Annotated in this window: 25 protein-coding genes; 16 read left to right on the top strand and 9 right to left on the bottom strand. The window is 68.9% G+C overall.

Annotated features, from left to right (window positions below; translation table 11 throughout):
- Positions 1-47: 47 nt before the first annotated feature.
- The 4 genes from pqqB to pqqE are packed head-to-tail and all read left to right on the top strand — an operon-like array spanning position 48 to position 3,152.
- Positions 48-977 (top strand): pyrroloquinoline quinone biosynthesis protein PqqB, encoded by a 930-nt coding sequence (gene pqqB, locus M2351_RS06735; protein WP_264655338.1) that lies wholly within the window; start codon positions 48-50, stop codon positions 975-977.
- Positions 974-1,750 (top strand): pyrroloquinoline-quinone synthase PqqC, encoded by a 777-nt coding sequence (gene pqqC / locus M2351_RS06730; RefSeq protein ID WP_264655337.1) that lies wholly within the window; start codon positions 974-976, stop codon positions 1,748-1,750. Before pqqB ends, pqqC begins: the two co-directional genes overlap by 4 nt.
- Complete coding sequence (gene pqqD, locus M2351_RS06725; RefSeq protein ID WP_264655336.1) at positions 1,747-2,046, top strand: pyrroloquinoline quinone biosynthesis peptide chaperone PqqD; 300 nt, start codon at positions 1,747-1,749, stop codon at positions 2,044-2,046. Before pqqC ends, pqqD begins: the two co-directional genes overlap by 4 nt.
- Positions 2,043-3,152 carry a pyrroloquinoline quinone biosynthesis protein PqqE gene (gene pqqE / locus M2351_RS06720; protein WP_264655335.1) on the top strand — a complete coding sequence of 370 codons (1,110 nt, stop codon included), beginning with the start codon at positions 2,043-2,045 and terminating at the stop codon, positions 3,150-3,152. Before pqqD ends, pqqE begins: the two co-directional genes overlap by 4 nt.
- Before the next feature lie 86 nt (positions 3,153-3,238).
- Here the strand turns inward: pqqE and M2351_RS06715 are convergent, their stop codons facing one another.
- Positions 3,239-3,682: a ComEA family DNA-binding protein gene (locus M2351_RS06715; protein ID WP_264655334.1), complete on the bottom strand. Its 444-nt coding sequence runs from the start codon at positions 3,680-3,682 to the stop codon at positions 3,239-3,241.
- Positions 3,683-3,787: 105 nt separating this feature from the next.
- Between M2351_RS06715 and M2351_RS06710 the strand changes: the two genes are divergently transcribed.
- Complete coding sequence (locus M2351_RS06710; RefSeq protein WP_264655333.1) at positions 3,788-4,528, top strand: DUF1194 domain-containing protein; 741 nt, start codon at positions 3,788-3,790, stop codon at positions 4,526-4,528.
- Between the two features lie 41 nt (positions 4,529-4,569).
- On the opposite strand, the gene M2351_RS06705 is transcribed toward M2351_RS06710, so the two are convergent.
- The 6 genes from M2351_RS06705 to tpiA all read right to left on the bottom strand — a co-directional run bounded on the left by M2351_RS06705 (position 4,570) and on the right by tpiA (position 9,828).
- Positions 4,570-4,905 (bottom strand): hypothetical protein, encoded by a 336-nt coding sequence (locus tag M2351_RS06705; protein WP_264655332.1) that lies wholly within the window; start codon positions 4,903-4,905, stop codon positions 4,570-4,572.
- Between the two features lie 130 nt (positions 4,906-5,035).
- Complete coding sequence (kdsA, locus tag M2351_RS06700; protein ID WP_264655331.1) at positions 5,036-5,863, bottom strand: 3-deoxy-8-phosphooctulonate synthase; 828 nt, start codon at positions 5,861-5,863, stop codon at positions 5,036-5,038.
- 79 nt (positions 5,864-5,942) lie between these two features.
- A complete protein-coding gene (locus M2351_RS06695) occupies positions 5,943-6,641 on the bottom strand; it encodes a dienelactone hydrolase family protein (protein ID WP_264655330.1) in 699 nt (232 codons plus the stop codon).
- A 162-nt stretch (positions 6,642-6,803) separates the two neighbouring features.
- Positions 6,804-8,432 (bottom strand): CTP synthase, encoded by a 1,629-nt coding sequence (locus tag M2351_RS06690; protein ID WP_264655329.1) that lies wholly within the window; start codon positions 8,430-8,432, stop codon positions 6,804-6,806.
- Positions 8,433-8,578: 146 nt separating this feature from the next.
- Complete coding sequence (secG, locus tag M2351_RS06685; RefSeq protein WP_264655328.1) at positions 8,579-8,911, bottom strand: preprotein translocase subunit SecG; 333 nt, start codon at positions 8,909-8,911, stop codon at positions 8,579-8,581.
- A gap of 161 nt (positions 8,912-9,072) precedes the next feature.
- Positions 9,073-9,828 (bottom strand): triose-phosphate isomerase, encoded by a 756-nt coding sequence (tpiA, locus tag M2351_RS06680; RefSeq protein ID WP_264655327.1) that lies wholly within the window; start codon positions 9,826-9,828, stop codon positions 9,073-9,075.
- Between the two features lie 239 nt (positions 9,829-10,067).
- Here tpiA and M2351_RS06675 point away from each other — a divergent pair, with 239 nt between their 5' ends.
- From M2351_RS06675 to M2351_RS06665, 3 genes are all read left to right on the top strand, one after another.
- Positions 10,068-11,957: a peptidylprolyl isomerase gene (locus M2351_RS06675; protein WP_264655326.1), complete on the top strand. Its 1,890-nt coding sequence runs from the start codon at positions 10,068-10,070 to the stop codon at positions 11,955-11,957.
- Positions 11,958-11,982: 25 nt separating this feature from the next.
- A complete protein-coding gene (trpE, locus tag M2351_RS06670; RefSeq protein ID WP_264655325.1) occupies positions 11,983-13,494 on the top strand; it encodes an anthranilate synthase component I in 1,512 nt (503 codons plus the stop codon).
- Positions 13,495-13,608: 114 nt separating this feature from the next.
- Positions 13,609-14,424, top strand: a complete 816-nt coding sequence (locus M2351_RS06665; protein WP_264655324.1) for a hypothetical protein — start codon at positions 13,609-13,611, stop codon at positions 14,422-14,424.
- Positions 14,425-14,463: 39 nt separating this feature from the next.
- Here the strand turns inward: M2351_RS06665 and M2351_RS06660 are convergent, their stop codons facing one another.
- Positions 14,464-15,645: a divergent polysaccharide deacetylase family protein gene (locus tag M2351_RS06660; RefSeq protein WP_264655323.1), complete on the bottom strand. Its 1,182-nt coding sequence runs from the start codon at positions 15,643-15,645 to the stop codon at positions 14,464-14,466.
- A gap of 118 nt (positions 15,646-15,763) precedes the next feature.
- Between M2351_RS06660 and M2351_RS06655 the strand changes: the two genes are divergently transcribed.
- From M2351_RS06655 to lexA, 7 genes are all read left to right on the top strand, one after another.
- Positions 15,764-16,216, top strand: coding sequence for an STY0301 family protein (locus M2351_RS06655; protein ID WP_264655322.1), 453 nt, complete (start codon positions 15,764-15,766; stop codon positions 16,214-16,216).
- Between the two features lie 124 nt (positions 16,217-16,340).
- Complete coding sequence (locus M2351_RS06650; RefSeq protein ID WP_264655321.1) at positions 16,341-16,934, top strand: anthranilate synthase component II; 594 nt, start codon at positions 16,341-16,343, stop codon at positions 16,932-16,934.
- Complete coding sequence (trpD, locus tag M2351_RS06645) at positions 16,931-17,995, top strand: anthranilate phosphoribosyltransferase (protein ID WP_264655320.1); 1,065 nt, start codon at positions 16,931-16,933, stop codon at positions 17,993-17,995. Before M2351_RS06650 ends, trpD begins: the two co-directional genes overlap by 4 nt.
- Complete coding sequence (gene trpC / locus M2351_RS06640) at positions 17,992-18,780, top strand: indole-3-glycerol phosphate synthase TrpC (protein WP_264655319.1); 789 nt, start codon at positions 17,992-17,994, stop codon at positions 18,778-18,780. Before trpD ends, trpC begins: the two co-directional genes overlap by 4 nt.
- Positions 18,781-18,796: 16 nt before the next feature.
- Entirely contained in the window at positions 18,797-19,276 is a 480-nt protein-coding gene (gene moaC / locus M2351_RS06635) for a cyclic pyranopterin monophosphate synthase MoaC (protein WP_264655318.1), read from the top strand.
- Positions 19,273-20,508, top strand: a complete 1,236-nt coding sequence (locus M2351_RS06630; RefSeq protein ID WP_264655317.1) for a molybdopterin molybdotransferase MoeA — start codon at positions 19,273-19,275, stop codon at positions 20,506-20,508. The genes moaC and M2351_RS06630 overlap by 4 nt, the downstream gene beginning before the upstream one ends.
- A gap of 126 nt (positions 20,509-20,634) precedes the next feature.
- Positions 20,635-21,333, top strand: a complete 699-nt coding sequence (gene lexA / locus M2351_RS06625) for a transcriptional repressor LexA (RefSeq protein WP_264655316.1) — start codon at positions 20,635-20,637, stop codon at positions 21,331-21,333.
- Between the two features lie 3 nt (positions 21,334-21,336).
- Here the strand turns inward: lexA and M2351_RS06620 are convergent, their stop codons facing one another.
- Positions 21,337-23,481, bottom strand: a complete 2,145-nt coding sequence (locus M2351_RS06620) for a ComEC/Rec2 family competence protein (protein ID WP_264655315.1) — start codon at positions 23,479-23,481, stop codon at positions 21,337-21,339.
- A gap of 110 nt (positions 23,482-23,591) precedes the next feature.
- Here M2351_RS06620 and gltX point away from each other — a divergent pair, with 110 nt between their 5' ends.
- Positions 23,592-25,004 carry a glutamate--tRNA ligase gene (gene gltX, locus M2351_RS06615; protein ID WP_264655314.1) on the top strand — a complete coding sequence of 471 codons (1,413 nt, stop codon included), beginning with the start codon at positions 23,592-23,594 and terminating at the stop codon, positions 25,002-25,004.
- Positions 25,005-25,018 lie beyond the last annotated feature (14 nt).

The raw sequence follows: 25,018 nt of genomic DNA, 5'->3' as shown, positions 1-25,018 counted from the left end.
CCGTTGCGGAACCCGCCGCTCTACACCCTTCACAGGGGGATTCCCCGATGCTGACGATCCTGGTCCTCGGCTCCGCGGCGGGCGGCGGGTTTCCGCAATGGAACTGCAACTGCGACGGCTGCCGCCGCGCCCGCTCAGGCGACCCCGCGGCAAAGCCCCGCACCCAGTCCTCGCTGGCGGTCAGTGGCGGCGACGGGCGCTGGGTGCTGCTGAACGCCTCGCCCGACCTCGGCCACCAGATCCGCGCCAACGCGGCGCTGCACCCCAGGGATGGCATCCGCCACAGCCCGATCGCGGCGGCGGTGCTGACCAACGCCGACATCGACCATGTCGCGGGCCTGCTGACGCTCCGCGAGTCCCAGCCGTTCGCCGTCTACGCGACGGAACGGGTGCACTCCGTGCTGGCCGCGAACTCGGTCTTCCGCGTGGTGAATCCGGAGTTGGTGCCGCGCCGCGCCGTCGCGCTGGACCGGCCCTACGTCCCCGCCGACGCCGACGGCGTGCCCCTGCCCTTCGAGATCGAGGCTTTCGCCGTGCCCGGCAAGGTGGCGCTCTATCTGGAAGACCCGACTGCAACCGGATTCGGTTCGGTCGCCGAGGACACGGTGGCGCTGCGCATCCGCGACCTGAACAGCGACGCGGTGTTCTTCTACATTCCCGGCTGTTCCGCCATGCCCGGCTGGCTGGCCGACCGGCTGCGCGGGGCGCCGCTGGTGCTGTTCGACGGCACGACCTGGACCGACGACGAGATGATCCGCGCCGGCACCGGGACCAAGACCGGCCAGCGCATGGGCCATATGGCGATGTCCGGCCCGAAGGGCTCCATCGCCGCCTTCGAAGGGCTGGACGTGCACCGCAAAATCTTCATTCACATCAACAACACCAACCCGGCACTGCTTGACGACTCGCCCGAACGAGCCGCGGCCGAAGGTGCCGGCTGGGAGATCGCCCAAGACGGGATGGAGTTCACCTTATGACCAGACTGCTGTCGCGTGAGGAACTGGAACGCGAGCTGCGCGCCATCGGCGAGCGCCAATACCACGACCTGCACCCGTTCCACAAACTCCTGCACGGCGGCAAGCTGAAGCGCGGGCAGGTCCAGGCCTGGGCGCTGAACCGCTTCTACTACCAGGTCTCGATCCCGAAGAAGGACCTGTCCCTGATGGCGCGCATGGACGATCCGGCGCTGCGCCGCGCCTGGATCCGCCGCGTGCTGGACCATGACGGCTTCGGCGAGGAAGCGCAGCGCGAGGAAGGCAAGGTCGGTGGCATCGAGCGCTGGCTGCGCCTGACCGACGGGCTGGGACTCGACCGCGACTATGTGATGTCGCTGCAGGGCATCCTGCCGGCCACGCGCTACGCCGTGGACAGCTATGTCAACTTCGTTGCGAGCAAGAGCACGCTGGAGGGCATCGCCTCCTCCCTGACGGAGCTGTTCGCGCCGGCCATCCACCGGGAGCGCATCGCCGGGTTCGAGGCCTACTACGCCTTCGCCAACGACGCCACCCTGTCCTATTTCCGCAAGCGCTTGGATGAGGCGCCGCGCGACGTGGAGTTCGGGCTGGAATACGTCCTGGAGAACGCCCGCACCGCGGAGCAGCAGCAGCAGGTCATCGCCGCCCTGCGCCATAAGGCGGAGCTGCTGTGGGCCCAGCTGGACGCGCTGCACCACGCCTATGTGTCCCCCGGCCTCATCCCGCCCGGCGCCTTCGTGCCGGACGACATGGAGCCGCCGGTCTACACGCGATGACGGCGCCACAGGAGATGTCGGTCGGGGAGGACGACCGGGTGCGGCTGGCGCCCGGCGTCATGCTCCGCCAGGACCGGGTGCGCAACCACTGGCAGCTTCTGGGGCCGGAGCGCGTGCTGATCCTGGACGAGGTGGCGCTGGAGGTGGTGCGGGCGACGACGGGGCAGCCGCCGGTGACAGTGGCCGAGGCCATCGACGCGCTCGCCGCGCAGTTCGACGCCCCCCGCACGGAGATCGCGGCGGACGTGCGGGAGGTTCTGGCCGACATGATCGCAAAGGGATTCCTGACCCGATGACGGCCCATTGCAGCACCGGAACGGTCCTTGAACCACCGCTGGCGATCCTGGCGGAGCTGACGCACCGCTGCCCTCTGCGCTGCGCCTACTGCTCCAACCCGCTGCAACTCGACCCGGCGAGCCGGGAACTGGACACGGCCACTTGGTGCCGGGTGCTGGATCAGGCCGCGGACATGGGCGTGATCCAGGTCCATTTCTCCGGCGGGGAGCCGACGGCGCGCAAGGATCTGGAGACGCTCGTCGCCCACGCGACCGGGGCCGGGCTCTACGTCAACCTGATCACCTCCGCGGTCCTGCTCGACCGGGCGCGGCTGGAGCGGCTGCGCAACGCCGGGCTCCAGCACGTTCAGATCGGCTTCCAGGACACGGTAGCGGACAAGGCGGAGTTGATCAGCGGCTTCCCTGGCGGGCACCCGAAGAAGCTGGAGGTGGCGCGGGACGTCACCGACCTGGGGCTGGCGCTGACCGTCAACGCCATCGTCCAGCGCCACAACATCGACCGGGTGGATGATTTCATCGACTTGGCGCTGGGCCTCAGGGCCGGGCGCATCGAGATCGCCAACGTCCAGTATTACGGCTGGGCGCTGAAGAACCGCGGCGCGCTTATGCCGACGCACGAGCAGCTGATCCGCATGGACGAGCGCGTCCGCGCCCGCCTGCCGGAGCTGAAGGGCCGACTCGTCGTCGATTACGTCGTGCCGGACTATTACGGCAAGCGCCCGAAGGCCTGCATGGGCGGCTGGGGCCGCAAGTTCCTGAACATCAACCCCAGCGGCGCGGTCCTGCCCTGCCACGCCGCCGAGACCATCCCCGGCCTGACCTTCGACCGGGTGACGGAGCGTCCGCTGGCCGACATCTGGGCGAACTCCGCGGCTTTCCAGCGCTACCGCGGCACCGACTGGATGCCGGCGCGCTGCCGGTCCTGCGACCAGAAGGAGGTCGACTGGGGCGGCTGCCGCTGCCAGGCCATGGCATTGACCGGCAACGCCGACAACGCCGACCCGGTCTGCGACCTGTCGGAGCATCACGGGCTGCTCGCCGGCATCACCTCTGCGGACGGCGGCACGGCGGAGGTGCCGTTCACCTATCGCAGCTTCAGCCTGTGAATCGTCGGTTGGGTGAAGCCCAAAACACGTCGCCGTAGGGACGATGTTGGGTTGCGGCTGCGCCTTCACCCAACCTACGATTCGTTCTACTGCTTCTTCGTCGTGGCGGACGCGGTGTTCTTGGAACCGCCGACGGCTGCGATCTGGTCCTTGATGCCGGTATAAACGTTGGACGGCACGATCTTCTTGCTGACCAGCTCGTCCTTGGAGCGGTAGGGGCGGTTCTTGACGATGGCGTCGGACCGTGCCTCGCCGATGCCCGGCAGGGTCATCAGCTCGTCCTTGCTGGCGGTGTTGATGTCGATGACCTTCGACGACTTCGAGGTCGAGGCGCCGGTGCCCATCGTGGAGGACGGGGCCGTCGAGCCGCTGGTCGCCGGCGGAACCGGTTTGGCCTGGGGCGTCGGCGGTGCCATCGGCGGCGCCGTCCGGTTGGTGGTGGAGGGGCTGGTCGTCGTCGATTGGGCCAGCGCCGGAACGGCGAGCAGGGCTCCGATGGCGGCGACGGCGCACAGGCGGGTCAGCTTCATGGCATCCTCCATGTCTGGTGCACCCCGGGGTTTTCCCACGGGGATGCCCGCGAACGCTCCACCGTAAGCACGGCGTTCGCGATGCCAAGGCAACGTCTGAGGCCGATGGACGTTCCCTACGGCATGGATTCGCGCATCGGCAGGTCCTTCATCGCCGCAATTCTCGCGCTTGCCGCCCTGACGTGGGCCGGCGACGGCCGGGCCCAGGGTTCGGCGGCGCTCGAACTGGTGCTGGCGATCGACGCGTCGACCAGCGTCGACGGCGACCTGTTCGATTTCCAGCTGCGCGGCCACGCCGCCGCCTTCCGGGACACCAAACTGGTGGAGGCGATCAGCGGCCAAAGCGGCGGGATCGCCGTGACGCTGGTGCAATGGTCGGACCCGTCGGCCTTCCGCGTCCTGATCCCCTGGACGGAAGTCGCCGATCCCGCGGGGGCCGCGAGGTTCGCCGCCGCCATCGACGCCCTGCCCCGCCGCCCCTTGCGCGGCAGCACGGGGATCGGTGCCGCCATGCTGAACGCGGCCGGGCTGTTCCGCAGCGCCGGTGAGGGCGGGCCGCGGCGGGTCATCGACATCGTCAGCAACGGCTACAACAACATCGGCATCACGCCCGACGCGGCGCGCGAGCGCATCCTAGCCCAGGGGATCACCGTCAACGGGCTGGTCATCCTCGACGAGGTGCCGTGGCTGGCCGACTATTTCGCGGCGCACGTCATCGGCGGGCCGTCCGCCTTCGTGGCGGTTGCCGACCGCGTGGAGAGCTTCGGCCGCGCCCTCCTCGACAAGCTCATCTGGGAGATCACCGAGAATCGCCCCGCGGCCATGCAGACCGCGGAGCGTCCATAAATTTCAGCTTCCTTTAGTTCCGCAGTCGAATGAATTCGAACTCACAGGAATCCTTGACCGTCGAAGAAATTCGTACCGCCAGTAACGTTCGATAGAAACTCTTCAATGGCAGGTCGCAGTTCTTCTGTCGATCGTCCCTGATGAATCATAGTTTGCAACGTACGCATTGTCGTCACAGCGTAACGAAGGTGGCCGACTGGCGTCCCCCTTGGAGGAAGACATTGCGGCAGAGCAGGCTGAATATTTGGATATTCCTCTCCAGTATTAAGTTCGGCAGGCCGACCTTGGTTGGTATCCAACCACGCCGCAATGTGATGGTTGAACTCACCACGAGCGCGCATTCCTTTAGCGATGGCTGCCTGCACAGGCGTAAGCATGAGCACCTCCAGCAAATCTATATGCCGGAATGCTAATCTTCGGGCGAGCCATCAACAACCTAACCGAATATGACTCTTGTGGAATTTAGCGCGTCACACTGTCGCAGCTGCCGCCCGACGCGCTTTCCGTTTACATCTTCGCCAGCCGGTCGAAGGCCTGGAGCCGGGCTAGCAGGGCCGGCATGTCCTTCAGCGGGACCATGTTCGGGCCGTCGCTGGGCGCGCAATCCGGGTTCTCGTGCGTCTCCATGAAGACGGCGGCAACGCCGACCGCGATGGCGGCGCGGGCCAGCACCGGCACGAACTCGCGCTGGCCGCCCGACGTCGTCCCCTGCCCGCCCGGCTGCTGGACGGAGTGAGTCGCGTCGAACACCACCGGGAAGCCGGTCTCCGCCATGATCGGCAGGGCGCGCATGTCCGACACCAGCGTGTTGTAGCCGAAGCTGGCGCCTCGCTCGCACAGCAGCACGCGCTCGTTGCCCGAGGCGACGAGCTTCGCCGCGACGTTCTTCATGTCCCAGGGCGCCAGGAACTGGCCCTTCTTCACGTTCACCGCACGGCCGGTCTTGGCCGCCGCGATCAGCAGGTCGGTCTGGCGGCAGAGAAAAGCCGGAATCTGCAGCACGTCCACCGCCTCGGCCACCGCGGCGCACTGGTCGGGCTCGTGCACGTCGGTGATCACCGGGCAGCCGAAGCGTTCGCGGATCTCGGCGAAGATCGGCAGCGCCTTGTCCATGCCCAGGCCACGCGCCGTGCTGATGGAGGTGCGGTTCGCCTTGTCGAAGGAGGACTTGTAAATCAGGCCGATGCCCAGCTTGCCCGTCATCTCGACGATCGCCGCCGCCGTTTCCAGCGCGTGCTCGCGGCTTTCCATCTGGCACGGCCCGGCGATGAGCGTGAAGGGCCGGTCGTTGGCGATGGTCAGGTTGCCGATCTGGACGGTCTTGGCGGTGGTCATCTCATGCTCCCAAAAGCGATGCGAGAGGGCATACGCCCTCTCGCCCTCGTCTCTCAATCACAGAAAGTGGGGATCCGGGTCAACCCAGATGCTGCTTGAAGAAGGCAGCCGTGCGCCCGTTGGCGAGGTCGGCGGTTTGCTGGTCGTAGTGCTCGCCGCCGACGCGGGCGAAGGCATGGTTCACACCGGGATAGACGTGGGCGGTGACGTTCGGGTTGCCCTTCACCGCGGCCAGCACCGTCTCCCGCGCCTCCGGCGGGACGAACTTGTCCTGCTCCGCGATGTGCATCAGGAGCGGCTTCTTGATGTTCGGCACCTCGCCGGTCAGGGCGTCGAGCATGATGCCGTAGTAGCTGACGTTGGCGTCCGAATCGGAACGTGTCGCCACCATGAAGGCCAGCCGCCCGCCGAGGCAGTAGCCAACCGAGCCGACCTTCCCTGTGCAGTCCGGGCTCTGGCGTGCCCAGGCGAGGGTGGCCTTGATGTCGTCCACGGCCTTGTCCTGGTCCATGCCGTTCAGCAGCTCGAAGGCGCGGTTCCATTCCTCCTGCGTCTTGTCGGTCAGCTGGATGCCCGGCTGTTGCCGCCAGAACAGGTCGGGGCAAACGGCCAGGTAGCCCTGCGCGGCGAAGCCGTCGCACAGGTCGCGCATGACCTTGTTCACACCGAAGATTTCCTGGATGACCACGATGGCCGGCGCTTGGCCACCCTTGACCGGCTTCGCCACATAGGCCGAGAAGCTGCCGCCGTCCGCGGCCTGGATGCTGATGTCGGTCATGCCCGTACCCCTTTCCGTTCTTTTGGTTTCCAGCCCTCAACGCGCAAAAACGGCGGCCGTTGGCTCGGCCGCCGTTCTCACTATAGCCTCAAGACCCGGAATCTGGAGCACGCGGGGGAGTCATCAACTCCCCCGTCCGTTCAGGTCAGCACCGTTGGCGACTCAGACCAGCCGGCTCTGCTCGATCGCCGCCTTGATGAAGGAGGTGAAGAGCGGATGCGGGTCGAAGGGCTTCGACTTCAGCTCCGGATGGAACTGCACGCCGATGAACCAGGGGTGGTCCGGGATCTCGACGATCTCCGGCAGCTCGCCGTCCGGCGACAGACCCGAGAAGAGCATACCGCACTTCTCCAGCCGCTCCTTGTAGTAGACGTTCACCTCGTAGCGGTGGCGGTGCCGCTCCGTGATGTCGGTCATGCCGTAGACATCGGCGACCTTGCTGCCGGGGACCAGCTTCGCCGGGTAGGTGCCGAGCCGCATGGTGCCGCCGAGGTCGGTGCCCTCCGTGCGCTTCTCCAGCATGTTGCCGCGCATCCACTCGGTCATCAGGCCGACGACCGGATTGCCGGGCTTGCCCAGCTCGGTCGAGCCGGCGTCGACGATGCCGGCCATGTTGCGCGCCGATTCGATCACCGCCATCTGCATGCCGAAGCAGATGCCGAAATACGGCACCTTGCGCTCACGCGCGAACTGGGCGGCGCGGATCTTGCCCTCGGTCCCGCGGGAGCCGAAGCCGCCCGGCACCAGGATGCCGTGCACGTTCTCCAGCTTCTGGACGGCGCTGTCGTCCTCGAAGATCTCCGAGTCGATCCAGTCGAGCTTGACCTTCACGTTGTTGGCGATGCCGCCGTGGGTCAGTGCTTCGGCCAGCGACTTGTAGCTGTCGAGCAGGCTCGTGTACTTGCCGACAACGGCGATGGTCACCTCGCCCTGCGGCTTGCGCACGCGCTCCATGATGTTGGTCCAGCGCGAGAGGTCCGGCTTGCCGGCGGTCGGCAGGCCGAAATACTCCAGCACCTGGGTGTCGAAGCCTTCCTCGTGGTAGCTGATCGGCACCTGGTAGATCGAATCGACGTCGAGCGCGGCGATGACCCGCTCCGGCCGGATGTTGCAGAACAGCGCGATCTTCTTGCGCTCGTTCTCCGGGATCGGGCGGTCGGCGCGGCACAGCAGGATGTTGGCCTGGATGCCCATGCCCAGCAGTTCCTTCACGGAATGCTGCGTCGGCTTGGTCTTCAGCTCGCCGGCGGTCGGGATGTAGGGCAGCAGGGTCAGGTGGATGAACAGCGCGTTCTCCGGCCCGACCTCGTTGCCGAACTGGCGGATCGCCTCAAGGAACGGGGTCGACTCGATGTCGCCCACCGTGCCGCCGATCTCGCAGAGGATGAAGTCCTCGTCGGTCGTGTCGGCGCGGATGAAGTCCTTGATCTGGTCGGTGACGTGCGGGATCACCTGCACAGTGGCGCCCAGATAGTCGCCGCGCCGCTCCTTGGCGATCACGGTCGAATAGATGCGGCCGGTGGTGATGTTGTCGCCGCGGCGGGCCGGAACGCCGGTGAAGCGCTCGTAATGGCCGAGGTCGAGGTCGGTCTCAGCGCCGTCGTCGGTCACGTAGACCTCGCCGTGCTGGTACGGGCTCATCGTTCCGGGGTCAACGTTCAGGTACGGGTCCAGCTTGCGGAGCCGCACCTTGTAGCCGCGCGCCTGGAGGAGCGCCCCCAGCGCCGCCGACGCCAGACCTTTGCCCAGCGAGGAAACGACGCCACCGGTGATGAAGATGTAGCGAGTCATGTCCGTCCGAAGACCTTGAGAGCCAGATCCGTTCCCCGAGAGAGGATGGCGCCCCGGACTAGTCCAAGATGCGCGTTCCTCAAAAGAAAGAGGCGGCTTCGGGGGAGGCCGCCTCTCGCGTCAGACCCGACCGTGCCGCGCCGTCGTTACTGGGCGACGGGCGGGGCGGGCTGCGCCGGCGCCGCCGGCTGGGCGGGTGCGGCCGGAGCCGCCGGCTGGGCCGGCATGGTGTCGATGATCGAGGCCGGCTGGGTGTGCGCCCCCGCCATGATCGCCAGGATCAGGCTGGTCGCCATGAAGCAGCCGGCCAGGATGCCCGTGGTCCGCGTCAGCAGGTTGGCGGTGCCGCGGGTGGTCATCATGCCGCCCATGTTGCCGCCGCCGATGCCGAGACCGCCGCCTTCCGAACGCTGGATCAGGATGACCCCGACGAGCGCCAGAGCGATCAGCAGGTGAATGACCAGAATCACCGATTCCATGCAACCCGTTCCCTTGAGCCCATCCCAAGGCGGCCCCTAAGGACCGCCCAACGCAGCGAGGGGCGACCCCAAAGGATCGCCCAAACCAACAGCGCGCCACGGACCTTGGTAGGGGCCCGTGGCGCGCGCCCATCGTTTTTAGCGCGGACCGGTCCGATATGCTAGCGGCAACTGACGCCGATGGCCCAGAAATCGTCCGCCTTCAGCGACGCGCCGCCGACCAGCGCGCCGTCCACGTTGTCCACCGCCATCAGCTCCGCCGCGTTGCTGGGCTTGACCGAGCCGCCGTAGAGGATGCGCACGGCGCCCGGTTCCGTGACCTTGCCGTCCAGCTCCGCGCGGATGTGGGCGTGCATCGCCTTCACGTCGTCCGGCGTCGCGGTCTTCCCCGTGCCGATGGCCCACACCGGCTCGTAGGCGATGACCGTGTTGGCGGCGGTGGCGCCTTTGGGGATCGAGCCCTTCAGCTGGGTGGACACCACGGCGTTCGCTTGGCCCGCGTCGCGTTGCGCTTCCGTCTCGCCGACGCAAATGATGGCGACCAGGCCTTCCTTGTGGGCGGCCACCGCCTTGGCGGCGATCTCCGCGTCGGTTTCGCCGTGGTCGGCGCGGCGCTCCGAATGGCCGAGGATGACGAAGCGGCAGCCTGCGTCCTTCAGCATCACCGGGCTGACGTCGCCGGTGTGGGCGCCGGAGGTCTCGGCGTGGCAGTCCTGGGCGCCCAGCGCCAGGGGGCTGTCGGCGATGGCCTCGTGGACCGGGAACAGCAGCGGGAAGGGCGGGCAGACCAGCATGTCGAAGGCGACGGCGCCCGCCCCCTTCAGCCGCCCCGCGAGGTCGGAGGCGAGATCCAGCCCGTCGGCCTTCAGGCCGTTCATCTTCCAGTTTCCGGCGATCAGCTTGCGGCGAGCGGTCATCGGGTTCGGTCCTCCGGAATTATTGGTTGGTGTTCGGTTGTTTTGGCGAAGTGCGGACCCTGTCTAGCAAGCCGCGCGGGCATTTTCCACCTATCCGAATCCGCTGGCGAATCCACCTTTCCGGCCGCCACTTCCGGGGCGAAATGACGGGGGAAATGGGGTGTTGCCGGGCTTTCGCGGGGTGCCTATGATGCCCCGCCCGGCCGACCGGCCGAATTTCGCGCTCTCATTCGGGTCCCATGCTTCAGTTCATCCGCAATTACGCCGGTTCGTGGATCGTCAAGATCCTGTTCGTGCTCCTGATCCTCAGCTTCGGAATCTGGGGCATCGGCGACATGATCCGCAAAGGCGGCGTCTCCAGCACCGTCGCGTCGGTCGGCAAGGTGGACATCGACCGCGTCGAGCTGGACCAGGAGTTCCGCCGCCAGATGGAGCGGCTGCGCCCGATGTTCGGCGGCAACCTGACGGCCGAGCAGGCGCGCCAGTTCGGCCTGCTGGACCAGTCGCTGTCGGCGCTCGTGCAGCGCGCGCTGTACGACCAAGCGGCCCGCGACCTGGGCATCGCCGTCGGTCCGGACGTCGTCCGGCTGCGCATCGGCGACGAACCGGCCTTCCGCAACCCGCAGGGCCAGTTCGACCCGGCGCTGTTCCGCACCGTGCTGCGCAACAACCAGCTGACGGAAGACGGCTACGTCGCGATCCTGCGCCGCGAACTGGCGCGCGAGTTCGTGTCCGGCGCCGTCAGCTCCGGCGTGGCGCCGCCGAAGGTGCTGGTGGAGGATCTCTATCGCTACCGCGGCGAGAAGCGCGTGGCCGAGATGATCACCCTGCCGAACGCCAGCGTCGGCGACGTCGGCGTGCCCGACGACGCGGAGCTGACCCGCTATTACGAGGACCATCAGGTCCGCTTCACAGCGCCGGAGTACCGGGCGCTGACCATCGCCCAGCTGTCCCCCGATTCGCTGGCGAAGGACATCCAGATCCCCGACGATCAGCTGCGCGCCGCCTATGACGAGCGCGCGTCGGAGTTCGGCACGCCGGAGCGCCGCTCCATCGAGATGGTGGTCGTGGACGACGAGGCGAAGGCGAAGGCCATCGCCGAGGCTGCCAAGGCCAAGGGGCTGCCCACCGCCGCCAAGGACGCCGGCGTCGACCCCATCACGCTGGACAACATCGCCCGCAACGAGTTGCCGGAGATCGGCGACGCCGCCTTCGCGCTGGCGCAGGGCGCCGTCGGCGGCCCTGTCAAGTCTGGCCTGGGCTGGCACGTGCTGGCGGTGACCGCCATCCAGCCGGGTGCCACCAAGAGCTTCGAGGACGTGCGCGCCCAGCTGCTCGCCGAGATGCAGAAGGAAAAGGCGCTCGACTCGGTCTACTCCATCGCCAATCGGGTCGAGGACCAGCTGGCCAGCGGCGCGTCGCTGGATGAGGTCGCCCAGGCCCAGGGCATGAAGGTCTCCAAGATCGCCGCCGTGGACAGCAGCGGCAAGGCGCCGGACGGCAAGAACGCCGCCCCGGACCAGCCGGACCTGCCCAACATGCTGAAGGCCGCCTTCCAGCTCGCCTCCGGCGCCACCTCCACCCTGACCGAGGGCGCCAACAACAGCTTCTTCGCGGTGCGCGTCGACGGCGTGACGCCGGCAAAGGTGAAGCCGCTGGCCGAGGTGCGCGACCAGGTCGTCGCCGGCTGGCAGGAGGATAAGCGTGCTCAGGCCGCCGCCGCCAAGGCGGAGGAGATTGTCGGCAAGCTGAAGCAGGGCTCCGAGGCCGCGGCGCAGGACGTGGCCACCCAGGCCGGCGGCAGCTTCGCCATGACCGCCCCCTTCACCCGCGACGCCAAGTCGGTCGAAGGTCTGCCGGCGGAGATGGTCGGCAAGCTGTTCGCCGCCAAGCCCGGCGAGGTGGTCACAGGCACGTCCAGCGACGCCCAGGTCGTCGCCCGCCTGAAGGAGGTCATCCCGGTCGACCCGAAGGCATCCGACGCCAATCTGGCGAGCGTCGAGAGCACCGTCGCCCAGGGCATGGAGAGCGACATCATGTCCCAGTTCGGCAACGCCCTGCGCAAGGAATACCCGGTCGACATCCACCACGCGCGGATCGACCAGTTCTTCGCGACCGGTAATCAGTAACAGCGTCTTATCGAGGGTCCGTCCCGTGAAGGTTCAGCCGGAATTCACCGCGTTCGACAGCGTCTATTCGGCCGGCAAGCCGCAGGTCGTCTGGACCACGCTGGTGAGCGACCTGGAAACGCCCGTCTCCGCCTACATGAAGCTGGCCGACGGGCGCCCCTTCGGCTTCCTTCTGGAGTCGGCGGAGCGCGGGGCGGGCTCCCGCCGCGACCGCTATTCGGTGATCGGCTTCAAGCCGGACCTCGTCTGGCGCTGCCGGCGCAACCAGGCGGAGGTCAACCGCCACGCCTTGCACGACCGCGACGCCTACGAGCCGGTGGACGCAGCACCGCTGGAGTCGCTGCGCGCGCTGATCGGGGAGAGCCGGATCGACCTGCCCGACGAGCTGCCGCCCATGGCGGCCGGCCTGTTCGGCTACCTGACCTACGACATGGTCCGACTGATGGAGCGGCTGCCGGACGACAATCCCGATGAACTGGGCATCCCCGACGCCATCCTGACCCGGCCGAGCATTGTCGCCATCTTTGACAGCCACACCGATTCGGTGACGCTGGTCACCTCGGTCTGGCCGAAACCCGGCCTGGACACCCGCGCCGCTTACGGCGACGCGCGGGAGCGGCTGATGGATGCCGTCGCCGACCTGGAGCGCCCCCTTCCCTACCGGCGGGAGCCGCGCACCAAGGACGGGCTGCCGCTCGCCTGGACGTCCAACACGACGCGCGAGGAGTATCACGCGATCGTGGAGCGGGCGAAGGAGTACATCCGCGCCGGCGACATCTTCCAGGTCGTGCCGTCGCAGCGCATCCGCTTCCCCTTCAAGCCGTCGCCGCTGGCGCTGTACCGCACGCTGCGCCGCCTGAACCCATCGCCGTTCCTGTTCCATTGCGACTTCGGGGAGCTGTCCATCGTCGGCTCCAGCCCGGAGATCCTGGTGCGCGTGCGCGACGGCAAGGTGACCATCCGCCCGATCGCCGGCACCCGCAAGCGCGGCGCCACCACGGCGGAGGACCAGGCTCTGGCCGAGGATCTGCTGAGCGATCCCAAGGAACTGGCCGAGCATCTGATGCTGCTCGACCTCGGGCGCAACGACGTGGGCCGCGTTGCCCGGGTCGGCACGGTCAAGGTGACGCAGAAGATGATCGTGGAGCTGTACAGCCACGTCATGCACATCGTCTCCAACGTCGAGGGCGAGCTGGACCCGAAGCACGACGCGCTCGACGCGCTGGTCGCCGGCTTCCCGGCCGGCACGGTGTCCGGCGCGCCGAAGGTCCGCGCCATGGAGATCATCGACGAGCTGGAGAAGGCGCGGCGCGGCGTCTACGCCGGCTGCGTGGGCTATTTCGGCGCGTCCGGCGCCATGGACACCTGCATCGCGCTGCGCACCGCCGTGCTGAAGGACGGCATGATGTACGTGCAGGCCGGCGGCGGCGTGGTCGCCGACAGCGACCCGGAGGCCGAATACCAGGAGACCGTCAACAAGTCGATGGCCCTGATCCGCGCCGCCGAGGAAACCGTGCGCGAGACCTCGGCGCGGTAAATTCCGGCGTTCTTCCTTCACCACAGAGACACGGAGATACAGAGAGTGACTCCTCTGTGTCTCCGTGTCTCTGTGGTGAATCCCTCCTCCCCGACACTCATCAGTTCGTGAACGATGCCGCTTGATTCGGTTCTGCTGCCGCTGCTCATCAAGGTGGTGGCGGCGGCCCTCGTGGTCGTTATTGCGTCCATCGCGTCGGAAAAGGCCGGGCCGTTCGTCGGCGGGGTGATCTCCGCCCTGCCCGTGTCCACCGGGCCGGCCTACGTCCTGCTGGCCATGGAGCATGACGACCGCTTCATCGCCGACAGCGCGCTGTCCAGTCTCGTCACCAACGGGGCGATGATCCTCTTCCTCGCGGCGCTGGTACGCATCGCCCCGCGTTTCGGCGTCGGGGCCACGGTGCTCCTAAGCTCCGCGCTGTGGATCGCCATCGCGGTCGCGCTGCGTTCGGCCGGCGACTGGACGCTGGCGGGCGCGCTGCTCGTGAACCTGGCTGCGTACGGCATCGCCTATGGGTTGGTCCGGACCTTCCGGCCGGGGCAGGCGCCCCTGCCGAAAGGCGGGCCGCGCTGGTACGACATTCCGGCGCGCGCCGCCCTCGTCGGCCTGCTGGTCGCGGCCGTGACCACGCTCAGCCACGTCATCGGGCCGCGGGCGACCGGGGTCGCCGCCGTCTATCCCATCGCCTTGACCTGCCTGACGGTGATCCTGCACCCGCGCATGGGCGGAGAAACCGTGGCCGCCGCAATGCGCAGCGCCTTGCTGACCAATCCGGCGATCGGGCTGGCCATGCTGGCCGCGCATCTGATGGCCGAGCCGTTCGGCCGGGCGGTGGCGCTGACCGCCGCGCTGCTGGTGTCGTTGGCCTGGGCGGGCGCCCTGCTGATCTGGCGGGCACGGCGGATGCGTCGGGCAGTGCAGGCGGGCTGACGGCTTCGAGGCCGCGTTGATCCTCCCCTGGGCCGGCGGTCACCCGCCGGCGTGATGGGCGCGCACGACCGCGCTGACCGGAACCAGGACGAAGCCACGCTTCTGCACCTCCGGCAGCCAGGACGCCAGGGCCTCGATTGTCGCATCGTGCGGATGGCCGATGGCGATGGCGAAGCCCTGGTGCCGGGCGACCTGCTCCGTCTTCGCCAGCTGCGCGCGCACCGCGGGGACCGTCATCTCGTTGTCCAGGAAGATGTCGCGACCGGCGTAGGGCATCCGCAGTTCCTGCGCGATGGAGATGCCGGCGCTCTTCGCCGTGGTCCGGCTGTCCAGCCAGAGCAGGCCCCGCTTGGCGATCTCCGGCAGGACCAGCGCCATGGACGCGTAATCGGAGGTGAAGCGGCTGCCCATGTGGTTGTTCACGCCGACGAAGCCGTCGTAGCTGTCCAGCGCGGCCTTGGCCCGCCGCAGAATCTCCGCCTTGCCCAGCGAGACCAGCAGCGCGTCCGGCCCCGGATCGGCGTGGCCGCTGGGCTCCATCGGCAAATGCAGCAACAGCTCGTGGCCGGAGGCGCGCGCGGCGCGCGCCTGCGCCGACAGGTCGTGGGCGTAGGGCAGCCACGCCAGCGTCAGCGGCGCCGGGAGGGAGGCCGCGCGGGTGGAACGCTTGCGGTCCACGCCCATGTCGTCGATGACGATGGCGATGGCCGGCTTGTCCGACGGCGGGTGCGACGGCACGGCGTTCCGCTTCCAGGCCGGAGTGCCGGACGGCGGCTGCACCGGCGCGATCGGCGGCGGCAGCATCGCCACCTCGGGCTTGGTCTGCGGCATGGGCGTGGGTGGGGGCGGCGCCGGCTTGGCCGTCTGCACCTCCGGCTCTTCGGCGGACTCGCCCGGCTCGGGCTCGGTGACGGCCAGCGGGGGTTCGGCGACCACAGGAGGTGGGGGCACGACCGCCGCGGGTGGCGGAACCGGCTTGGCCACGGGAGGCAGCGCTGCGACGGGAGCTTGCGCCGGAGTCGGCGCGGGCTTCGGCGCCTCGGCGACCGTGCGCGGGGTCTCCGGCGCATCGCGCCCGATCAGGAACTTGGCGCCCAGCCCAACGACCAAGACGACCGCGACGGCCGCCAGCGCCAGGACAATGGGGTTTGCGGATGGCGTCTTTGCCGATGGCGTCCGGGCCGCTGCTTTGCGGGGCTTGCGCGGCGTTTTGCTGGCCATGGGAAGCTGTCTCTCGAACCCTTATTCGTTGGCGCGCAGGGTGGCACCGCCGGCACAGCCCTGCAACAGCCGAGCGGGCTGGAGACGCCCCGCGGCTGGGACTATGCTGTGACCCGCCATGCGAACGATCCTGCTGTCCACACTCCTCGCCCTGTGCGCGTCCAACGCCGTCGCGGCGGAGGTCCGCTGCCCGGCAAGCCTGACCGTGCAGGCCCAGCCCGAGGCCCCCGGCGGCTGGTCGCCCTACCCGGCCAAGGACAGCCATGCGTTCGCTGGAGTCTCCCTGGTCGAGGGAGACCGCGCTAAGGAGATGGCCGCCCCCGCCCCCGCCCCCGCGACGCAGGCGCCGGACCGCAGCCTCCGCCGCGGCCGGTCGGAGACGCAGCAATGGGACTTCATCGGCCCGCGGCGGGACAAAGTCTTCCTTATCTGCCGCTACACGGGAACGCAGGCGACCATCGCTCTGGACCTGCCGCGCGAGGTGCGCCGCTGCCAGTTCACCTTCGAGATCGACGCGCGCGGCGCGATGGTGGACAGCCCACGCAGCCCGCCGCAGTTTCTGTGCCGCTAATTCTGTGCCGTTGAAGGGTCCGTCGGGGCTAGAAATCCCCGTCTTCAGCGGCTAGGGTACGGGCCTTGGAACAAGGCCGGAACGGTGATCCGGACCGCGAGGCCGGAAGGATCTGGGGCGCCCGATGCTGCTGCTCATCGACAATTACGACAGCTTTACCTACAACCTCGTCCATTACCTGGGCGAGCTGGGCGCCGACATCGACGTGCGCCGCAACGACAGCCTGACGGTGCAGGATGCCCTGTCGCTCCGCCCCGATGGCATCGTCCTGTCGCCCGGCCCCTGCGACCCGGACAAGGCCGGCGTCTGCCTTCCCCTGATCGACGCCGCCGCGAAGGCCGGCGTGCCGCTGATGGGCGTGTGCCTGGGCCACCAAGCCATCGGCCAGGCCTTCGGCGGCAAGGTCGTGCGCGCGCCGGTGCCCATGCACGGCAAGGTCGACCGCATGATCCACCAGGGGCGCGGCGTGCTGCGGGGGTTGCCCTCCCCGTTCCGAGCCACGCGCTATCACTCGCTGATCGTCGAGCGTTCCTCGCTGCCCTCCTGCCTGGAGGTTACGGGCGAGACGGAGGACGGGCTGATCATGGCGCTGTCCCACAAGGAGCTGCCGATCCACGGCGTGCAGTTCCACCCGGAGAGCATCGAGAGCGAGCACGGCCACACGATCCTGAAAAACTTCCTGGACACCACCCGCCGCCCGCTGGAGACCGCCGCATGAGCACGCCCGCCGCACCCCACCCGTCGGGCGACCTGAACGACATGAAGGCCATCATCGCCAAGGTCGCGGGCGGCAACGCCCTGACCGAGGCGGAGGCGTCGCTCGCCTTCGACATCATCATGTCCGGCAACGCCACCCCGTCGCAGATGGGCGCCTTCCTGATGGCGCTGCGCGTGCGCGGGGAAACGGTGGACGAGATCACCGGGGCCGCCCGCGTCATGCGGTCGAAGGCCATCCCGGTTGAGGCGCCTGTGGGCACCATCGACACCTGCGGCACCGGCGGCGACGGGGCCGGCACCTACAACATCTCCACCGCCGCGGCTATCGTGATCGCCGCCTGCGGCGTGCCGGTCGCCAAGCACGGCAACCGCGCCATGTCGTCGAAGTCCGGCGCGGCGGACGTGCTGGGGGCGCTGGGCGTCAACCTGGATTGCGACCTGGGGCTGGTGCGCAAGGCCCTGTGGGACGCGCGCATCGGCTTCCTGATGGCGCCGCGCCACCACCTCGCCATGCGCAACGTCGGCCCGACACGGGTGGAGCTTGGCACCCGCACCATCTTCAACCTTCTCGGCCCTCTGTCCAACCCGGCCAGCGCCAAGCGCCAACTGCTGGGCGTCTACGCCAAGCAGTGGGTGGAGCCGCTGGCCCAAGTGCTGAAGCGGCTGGGGTCGGAGGCCGCGTGGGTCGTCCACGGCTCCGACGGGCTGGACGAGATCACCACGACCGGCCCGACCACCGTCGCCCATTTGAAGGACGGCGAGGTCACGGTGTTCGAGATCGAGCCGGAGCAGGCCGGCATCTTCCGCGCCAGCCCGGAACTCCTGAAGGGCGGCGACGCCCACGAGAACGCGGAGGCCATCCGCGCCCTGTTTGACGGCGCGCAGGGCGCCTACCGCGACATCGTCCTGCTGAACGCAGCCGCCGCGCTCTACGTCGCCGGCAAGGCGGGCGACCTGAAGGAGGGTGTGGAGCGGGCCCGCCACGCCATCGATGGCGGCGGGGCACTCAGCGTCCTGCAGCATCTCGTGTCCATCTCCAACGAGCCGGTGCCCGCGTCATGAGCGACGTCCTGACCAGGATCAACGACGACAAGCGCGCGCTGGTCGCGTCCCGCAAGGCCGCCCGCCCCCTGTCGGACGTGGAGGCCGCCGCCCGCGACGCCGGCCCGACCCGCGGCTTCATCCGCGCGCTGCGCGGGGCGGTGGAGGCCGGCCGCTACGGCCTGATCGCCGAGATCAAGAAGGCCAGCCCGTCCAAGGGCCTGATCCGCGCCGACTTCGACCCGCCGACTCTTGCCCGCGCCTACCGCGAGGGCGGCGCCACCTGCCTGTCGGTGCTGACCGACGAACCCTATTTCCAGGGCCGCGACGAGTATCTGATGGCCGCCCGCGCCGCGGTCGACCTGCCGGCGCTGCGCAAGGACTTCATGGTCGACCCGTACCAGCTCGCGGAGTCCCGCGCGCTGGGCGCCGACTGCATCCTGATCATCATGGCCGCGCTGAGCGACGCGCAGGCGGTGGAGATCGAGGACGCGGCGATCTCCTGGGGCCTCGACGTGCTGGTCGAGGTGCACAACCGCGAAGAGCTGGACCGCGCGCTGGCGCTGAAGACTCCGCTGCTGGGCGTGAACAACAGGAACCTTAAAACGCTCGCCGTGGACATCGCGACGACGGAGGAGTTGGCGCGCCACGTTCCGGCCGACCGCATGCTGGTCGCCGAAAGCGGCCTCTACACCCCCGCTGACCTGTCGCGCATGGCCGCGGTCGGCGCGCGCTGCTTCCTGGTCGGCGAGTCGCTGATGCGCCAGGATGACGTGACCGCCGCCACCCGCGCCCTGCTCGCCTGACACCGGAGGCTGCCCCATGACCGGCTTCACCCATTTCGATTCCGAAGGGCGCGCCGTGATGGTCGACGTCTCCGACAAGGCGGAGACGGAGCGCACGGCGACCGCCCGAGGTTCCGTCGTCATGCAGCCGGAGACGCTGGCGCTGATCATGCAGGGCGGGATGAAGAAGGGCGACGTGCTGTCGGTGGCGCGGCTGGCCGGCATCATGGGCGCCAAGCGCACGCCGGACCTGATCCCGCTGTGCCACCCGCTGGCGCTGACCTCCGTCAAGGTCGACCTGACCTGCGACCCCGACCGCAATGCGGTGGACATCACCGCCACCTGCAAGCTGAAGGGCCAGACGGGCGTGGAGATGGAGGCGCTGACCGCCGTGTCGGTCGCCGCCCTGACGGTCTACGACATGTGCAAGGCGGTGGACCGCGGCATGACCATCACCGACGTCCGCCTGCTCCACAAGGCCGGCGGCAAGAGCGGTGAGTGGGGGGCGCCCGCGTGATCTCGGTCGCTGAGGCCCGCGCCCGCATCCTCGCCGCCTTTGCGCCTCTGCCGGCGGAGACGGTGGCGCTGCCGGACGCGCTCGGCCGCGTGCTCGCCGAACCGGTCGTCGCCCGCCTGACCCAGCCGCCCTTCGCGGCGTCCTCCATGGACGGCTGGGCCATCCGCGCCGCCGATATTGCAGCGGCTGAGGCGGACCACCCCGTATCCCTGCGCCGCATTGGCGAGGCCGCCGCCGGCCACGCCTTCGGTGGAACGGTAAATCCGGGCGAGACCGTGCGCATCTTCACCGGGGCGCCCCTGCCCGCCGGGGCCGACGCGGTGGTGATGCAGGAGGATTGCGAAGCGGACGGCGACCACGTCCGCGTCGGCCGCGCCGTTCAGGCCGGCCGCTTCGTGCGCCCTGCGGGGCTCGACTTTTCCGCCGGCGATGAGCTGCTGCCCAAGGGGCGCCTGATCACGGCCCGCGACGTGGCGCTCGCCGCCTGCGCCAACGTGCCTTGGCTGCGGGTGCACCGGCGTCCGCGCGTCGCGGTACTCGCCACCGGCGACGAGATCGCCCTGCCCGGCGAGCCGCTAGGGCCGAGCCAGATCGTCAGTTCCAACGCGCTGGGGCTCTGCGCGCTCGTCGCGGCCCAGGGCGGCGTCGCGCACAATCTGGGCGTCGCCAAGGACGATCCCGAAAGCCTCGCCGCCATGGCCGCGGGTGCGGCCGGCTGCGACCTGCTGGTGACGACCGGCGGCGCCTCGCAGGGCGAGCACGACCATGTTCGGGACGTGCTGGGCGGGTTGGACCTCGATTTCTACACCATCGCCATGAAGCCCGGTAAGGCGATGATGTTTGGCAGGGCCAAGGCCCGCGCCGGTGTGGTGCCGCTGCTGGGCCTGCCCGGTAACCCGGTATCCACGGGCGTGGCCGCGATCCTGTTCCTGCGGCCGATCCTGCGCGTGCTGCAAGGACTGGCGCCCGAGGGGCCGGGCTTTTCTCAGACGGCCAAGCTGGGGGCCGCCCTGAGGGCGAACGATTCGCGCGAGGATTACTTGCGCGCGACTGTGACGGTGGAGACCGATGGCACCCTGGTCGCGACCCCTTTCGCGCGGCAGGACAACGCCATGATGTCCCGGCTCGCCAAGGCCGATTGCCTGATCGTCCGCCCGCCCAACACCCCGCCCGCGCAGGCCGGCGACCCGGTGACGATCATCATGCTCTCGGGCGGCGTACTCACTTTGTAAGAGCAGCCAAAGAATTGTGCCGAACACGCCCCGCGGGGCTTGACGGTGCCCAAGAACCAAACTAGAACATAATGGAACGTTTTGCTTTTGTTCCATATCTAGTGCGGCACCGGCCGGGAGGCACAAATGCTCACGCGCAAGCAGCACGAATTGCTGCTTTTCATTCACGAGCGGCTCGGACAGGGCGGTGTGTCCCCCTCCTTCGACGAGATGAAGGACGCGCTCAGCCTGAAGTCCAAATCGGGCATCCACCGCCTGATCACGGGGCTTGAGGAGCGCGGCTTCATCCGCCGCCTTCCCCACCGCGCCCGGGCCCTGGAGGTCCTGCGCCTGCCCGAGGGGCTGGAGGCCGCCCGCGCCCGTCCGCCGCGGGCGAAGTTCCAGCCCAACGTCATCAAGGGCGACTTCGCCTTTGCCGGACGGGAAGCCAATCCCGCGTCCGAGACGGTGCAACTGCCCCTGTACGGACGGATCGCCGCCGGCACGCCCATTGAGGCGCTGCGCGACAATTCGGCCTTCGTGGACATCCCGGCCGCCATGCTGGGCATGGGCGATCATTACGCGCTGGAGGTCGCCGGCGACTCGATGGTCGAGGCGGGCATCCTCGACCACGACACGGTGATCATCCAGCGCTGCGACGGGGCGGACAACGGCTCCATCGTCGTAGCATTGGTGGACGACGCCGAAGTGACGCTGAAGCGGCTGCGCCGCAAGGGCAACACCGTCGCGCTGGAGCCTGCCAACGCCGCCTATGAAACCCGCATCTTCGGCGCCGACCGCGTGCGGGTGCAGGGCAAGCTCGTCGGGCTGGTCCGCAAGTACTGAGGGCTAGCGCATCTTTGTCCACGGCCGGTCGCCGCGTACGTCCCGCACGCTTTCGACGCGCACGCCCGACGGCGAGACGTACAGCGCCTGCGCCCCTTCCCGGCGCAGGCGCCACCGGTCGATCACCAGGGGCGCCCGGCATCCCCGCGCCGGTGTCGCGATGATCACGATGTCGGCGAGGGCGCAATCCTCGACCAGGGCGTCCGGGGCGCGCAGCAAGGCGATGGTTCGGCCTTCAACAGCATAGAGGCAACCCAGGACATCGCAGCGCATGCGGTCGTCAAGAGTCGCCCCGGCATCCGGCCATACGCCGGGAACGTCGTCGTGGCCGTCCCGCCGCTGCCACGTCTCCGCAACGTGCCCCTCGCTCTTGCCGGAGAGGATGAGGTGGCCGTCGGCTCCACGGACGGCCATGACGGCTCCGTCGCTTGAGACCAGCACATCGGGTCGATGGGTCAGGATTGGAGTCGCCATGCCCCACAGGATCGGCAGCAGGCCCAGCAACCGCCAGCGCCTGGTCCAAACCAGCAACCACAGCCCGCCCAGAGACACCGCCACGATTCCCGCCGTCGGCATGGCCGGGATGAAGGCCGTAGCCCCCGGCAGGCCGGCCGTGAACTCCGCCGTCCAGATGACGAGACGGTCTCCCCAGTTCATGGCGATCAACGCCGGCTCTTCCAAGCCGAAGGGCATCAGCAGGTAGGCGAGCAGGCTGCAGGGCATCACCCAGACCGAGGTGATCGGGATGGCGACCATGTTCGATAGGACGCCGTAAAAGGCCACCTGCTGAAAATGGTACAGCGAATAGGGCGTGGTCGCGGCTGTGGCGATGACGCTGGTGAAGGCGATGGTGCCGAGGTCCAGCAATCGTGCTCCTACCCAGCCCAGCGCCTGCCGCCAGCGCGCCAGGATCGGATTGACCACCTCGAAGGCCGCGATCAGCGCCGCCACCGCCGCGAAAGACATCTGGAAGCTGGGGCCGAGCATCCCCTCCGGCTCCATGGCGATGGTGACGATGCCGGCGAAGGCGACCAGCCGCATGCTGATCGGTGACCGGTCCAGGATCACCGCCCCCATGATCAGGCCGGTGGACAGCACCGACCGCACCGTCGGAACCGGCGCCCCGACCAGCATCGTGTAGGCCAGCGCTGAGACGATGCCGAACGCCGCGGCGATCTTCTTGATCGGCCAGCGCAGCGCAATCCAGGGCACCAGCGCCAACAGGGCGCGGACCACCCAGAACACGATCCCCGCGGCGATGCCCACATGAAGGCCGGAGATCGACAGGAGGTGCGCGAGGCCGCTGTTGCGGAAGGCGTCCATCACCGGTTCGGGAATCGCCACCTCCTCGCCGTTCAGTAGGGCGGCGGTGACGCTGGCCTCCACCGGGTCGGGGATGGCGCGCTGCACCCGCTCGGCGATCACCGCCCGCGCGCGGTCGAAGGCCACCGACACGGCATCCCAGCCGGACACCGGCGGGGCGTCCACCACCTCCGGCGTGCCAAGGACGAATCCGACGGCGCCAAAGCCTTGGAAGAAGGCGCGGCGCTGGAAATCGAAGGCGCCGGGCTCGGCCGGCGGCGCCGGCGGGTGCAGCATCGCCCGCAAACGGACCACGGTGCCGGCTTCCGGCGGCTTGAACTTCGCCGGAAGGCGCAGCCGCGCGCGGTCCGGAGTCGCCTCCGGCTTCAGCTTGTCGACGGTCAGCCCGCCCAGGATCATCCGCGCGCCGGCCGGCTGCCGCTCGACCGACAGCACGCGACCGGTGACCGTGGTCGGCCCGATATCCCGCGCCGGGATCGGCGCGGACACCAGGACGGTGCGGGTCTGTGCCACCGCGAACCCCAGCGCAACGGCCAGCAGCGCGACCAACGCCGCCACCGCGCCAAGGCGCCGCCGCAACGCCCACAGAAGCAGGATCGCGCCGGCGGCAACGGCCGGCCCAAGCCACAGGGGAGGCTCGAACGGCAACGCGAAGTAGGCGGCCACACCGCCGCCGACTCCGACGGGACTCCAGAGCGCCCAGCGCTCCCGCTCCGCCACAAGCCGGCCAGCCAGCCACATCAAAGCGCGCGCCAGCGGTCCGGAGCGCTCTCCGATCTCGCCCGCTGCCGCCCCATCCTCCTCCAACAGGCTGTCCGTCGCCACCCCGCCGCCCATACTGTCGCCTATGCGCGCATGGCAAATGCCCGCGGCGCGCTTAATGTGTTACACCACCGCACCACTGTAGCAGTGCTGAACCCGGAATTGAGCCACCGATGACCGTCGTCACCCGTTTCGCCCCGTCGCCCACCGGTTTTCTCCATATCGGCGGCGCCCGCACCGCGCTGTTCAACTGGCTGTACGCCCGCCACACCGGCGGCACGTACTTGCTGCGCATCGAGGACACCGACCGGCAACGCTCGACGGACGCCGCGGTGGACGCAATCCTGGACGGCTTGACCTGGCTCGGCCTGGACTGGGATGGCGAGGCCGTCAGCCAGTTCGCCCGCAAGGACCGCCACGCCGAGGTCGCCCAGCAGATGCTGGCCGCCGGCAACGCCTACTATTGCTACGCCAGCCCGGAAGAATTGGACGAGATGCGCGCCGCGCAGAAGGCGGCCGGCCTGCCGGTCCGCTACGACGGCCGCTGGCGCGACCGCGACCCGTCGGAGGCCCCCGCCGGCGTGAAGCCGGTGATCCGGCTGAAGGCGCCGCAAACCGGCGAAACGGTGCTGAAGGACCATGTCCAGGGCGAGGTGCGCGTGCAGAACGCGCAGCTGGACGACCTGATCCTGCTGCGCGCCGACGGCACGCCGACCTACCTGCTGGCCGTGGTGGTGGACGACCATGACATGGGCGTGACCCACGTCATCCGCGGCGACGACCACCTGACCAACACCTTCCGCCAGATCCAGATCTACAACGCCATGGGCTGGGATTTGCCGGAGTTCGGCCACATCCCGCTGATCCACGGTCCGGACGGCGCCAAGCTGTCGAAGCGCCACGGCGCGCTCGGCGTCGACGCCTACCGCGACATGGGCTACCTGCCGGAGGCGGTGCGCAACTACCTGCTGCGGCTCGGCTGGGCGCACGGCGACGACGAGATCATCTCGACCGAGCAGGCCGTGGAGTGGTTCAACCTGGAGGGCATCGGCCGCTCGCCGTCCCGCTTCGACTTCGCGAAGCTGGAGAACCTGAACGCGCACTACATGCGCCAGGCGGATGACGACCGCCTGCTCGGCCTGATCGCACCGCGGTTGGAGGCGGACCTCGGCCGCTCGCTGACCGACGCCGACCGCGGCATTTTGAAGCGGGCCATGAACGGCCTTAAGCAGCGCGCCCGCACCGTCGTGGATCTGGCGCAGAGCGCGCGCTTCTATCTGGCCGCCCGCCCGCTGCCCATGGACGACAAGGCGGCCGCCCTGCTCGACGACAAGGGCCGGGGCGTCCTGGTCGAGCTGGCCGCCCTGTTCGGGGCGGAGGCGGACTTCACGGCCGCCGCGCTGGAGGCGCAAGTCCGGCGTTTTGCGGAAGAACGCGGCGAGAAGCTGGGCAAAATCGCCCAGCCGCTGCGCGCCGCGCTGACCGGCACGACCGTCTCGCCGCCGATTTTCGAGGTCGCGGAAATTCTCGGTCGCGACGAGACGCTGGGGCGGATGAGTGATGCCGCAGGTGCAGCACGGCGATAACTTCCGTGCGTTGA

Source organism: Azospirillum canadense, from assembly GCF_025961225.1.
In the GTDB taxonomy this organism is placed as follows: Bacteria; Pseudomonadota; Alphaproteobacteria; order Azospirillales; family Azospirillaceae; genus Azospirillum; species Azospirillum canadense.
The sequence above is the reverse complement of the archived record's forward strand: the minus strand, read 5'-3'. Positions and strand labels throughout refer to the sequence as shown.

Bases quoted from the DNA above. Each gene is read 5' to 3' on its own strand.
- M2351_RS06650 (WP_264655321.1), top strand. From the start codon at position 16,341: ATGCTGCTGCTCATCGACAATTACGACAGCTTTACCTACAACCTCGTC.
- M2351_RS06655 (WP_264655322.1), top strand. From the start codon at position 15,764: ATGCGAACGATCCTGCTGTCCACACTCCTCGCCCTGTGCGCGTCCAAC.
- lexA (WP_264655316.1), top strand. From the start codon at position 20,635: ATGCTCACGCGCAAGCAGCACGAATTGCTGCTTTTCATTCACGAGCGG.
- M2351_RS06690 (WP_264655329.1), bottom strand. From the start codon at position 8,432: ATGACTCGCTACATCTTCATCACCGGTGGCGTCGTTTCCTCGCTGGGC.
- M2351_RS06715 (WP_264655334.1), bottom strand. From the start codon at position 3,682: ATGAAGCTGACCCGCCTGTGCGCCGTCGCCGCCATCGGAGCCCTGCTC.
- trpD (WP_264655320.1), top strand. From the start codon at position 16,931: ATGAGCACGCCCGCCGCACCCCACCCGTCGGGCGACCTGAACGACATG.
- M2351_RS06665 (WP_264655324.1), top strand. From the start codon at position 13,609: ATGCCGCTTGATTCGGTTCTGCTGCCGCTGCTCATCAAGGTGGTGGCG.
- M2351_RS06710 (WP_264655333.1), top strand. From the start codon at position 3,788: ATGGACGTTCCCTACGGCATGGATTCGCGCATCGGCAGGTCCTTCATC.
- M2351_RS06705 (WP_264655332.1), bottom strand. From the start codon at position 4,905: ATGCTTACGCCTGTGCAGGCAGCCATCGCTAAAGGAATGCGCGCTCGT.
- trpC (WP_264655319.1), top strand. From the start codon at position 17,992: ATGAGCGACGTCCTGACCAGGATCAACGACGACAAGCGCGCGCTGGTC.
- M2351_RS06695 (WP_264655330.1), bottom strand. From the start codon at position 6,641: ATGACCGACATCAGCATCCAGGCCGCGGACGGCGGCAGCTTCTCGGCC.
- pqqB (WP_264655338.1), top strand. From the start codon at position 48: ATGCTGACGATCCTGGTCCTCGGCTCCGCGGCGGGCGGCGGGTTTCCG.
- pqqD (WP_264655336.1), top strand. From the start codon at position 1,747: ATGACGGCGCCACAGGAGATGTCGGTCGGGGAGGACGACCGGGTGCGG.
- tpiA (WP_264655327.1), bottom strand. From the start codon at position 9,828: ATGACCGCTCGCCGCAAGCTGATCGCCGGAAACTGGAAGATGAACGGC.
- secG (WP_264655328.1), bottom strand. From the start codon at position 8,911: ATGGAATCGGTGATTCTGGTCATTCACCTGCTGATCGCTCTGGCGCTC.
- kdsA (WP_264655331.1), bottom strand. From the start codon at position 5,863: ATGACCACCGCCAAGACCGTCCAGATCGGCAACCTGACCATCGCCAAC.
- moaC (WP_264655318.1), top strand. From the start codon at position 18,797: ATGACCGGCTTCACCCATTTCGATTCCGAAGGGCGCGCCGTGATGGTC.
- gltX (WP_264655314.1), top strand. From the start codon at position 23,592: ATGACCGTCGTCACCCGTTTCGCCCCGTCGCCCACCGGTTTTCTCCAT.
- M2351_RS06675 (WP_264655326.1), top strand. From the start codon at position 10,068: ATGCTTCAGTTCATCCGCAATTACGCCGGTTCGTGGATCGTCAAGATC.
- pqqE (WP_264655335.1), top strand. From the start codon at position 2,043: ATGACGGCCCATTGCAGCACCGGAACGGTCCTTGAACCACCGCTGGCG.
- M2351_RS06660 (WP_264655323.1), bottom strand. From the start codon at position 15,645: ATGGCCAGCAAAACGCCGCGCAAGCCCCGCAAAGCAGCGGCCCGGACG.
- pqqC (WP_264655337.1), top strand. From the start codon at position 974: ATGACCAGACTGCTGTCGCGTGAGGAACTGGAACGCGAGCTGCGCGCC.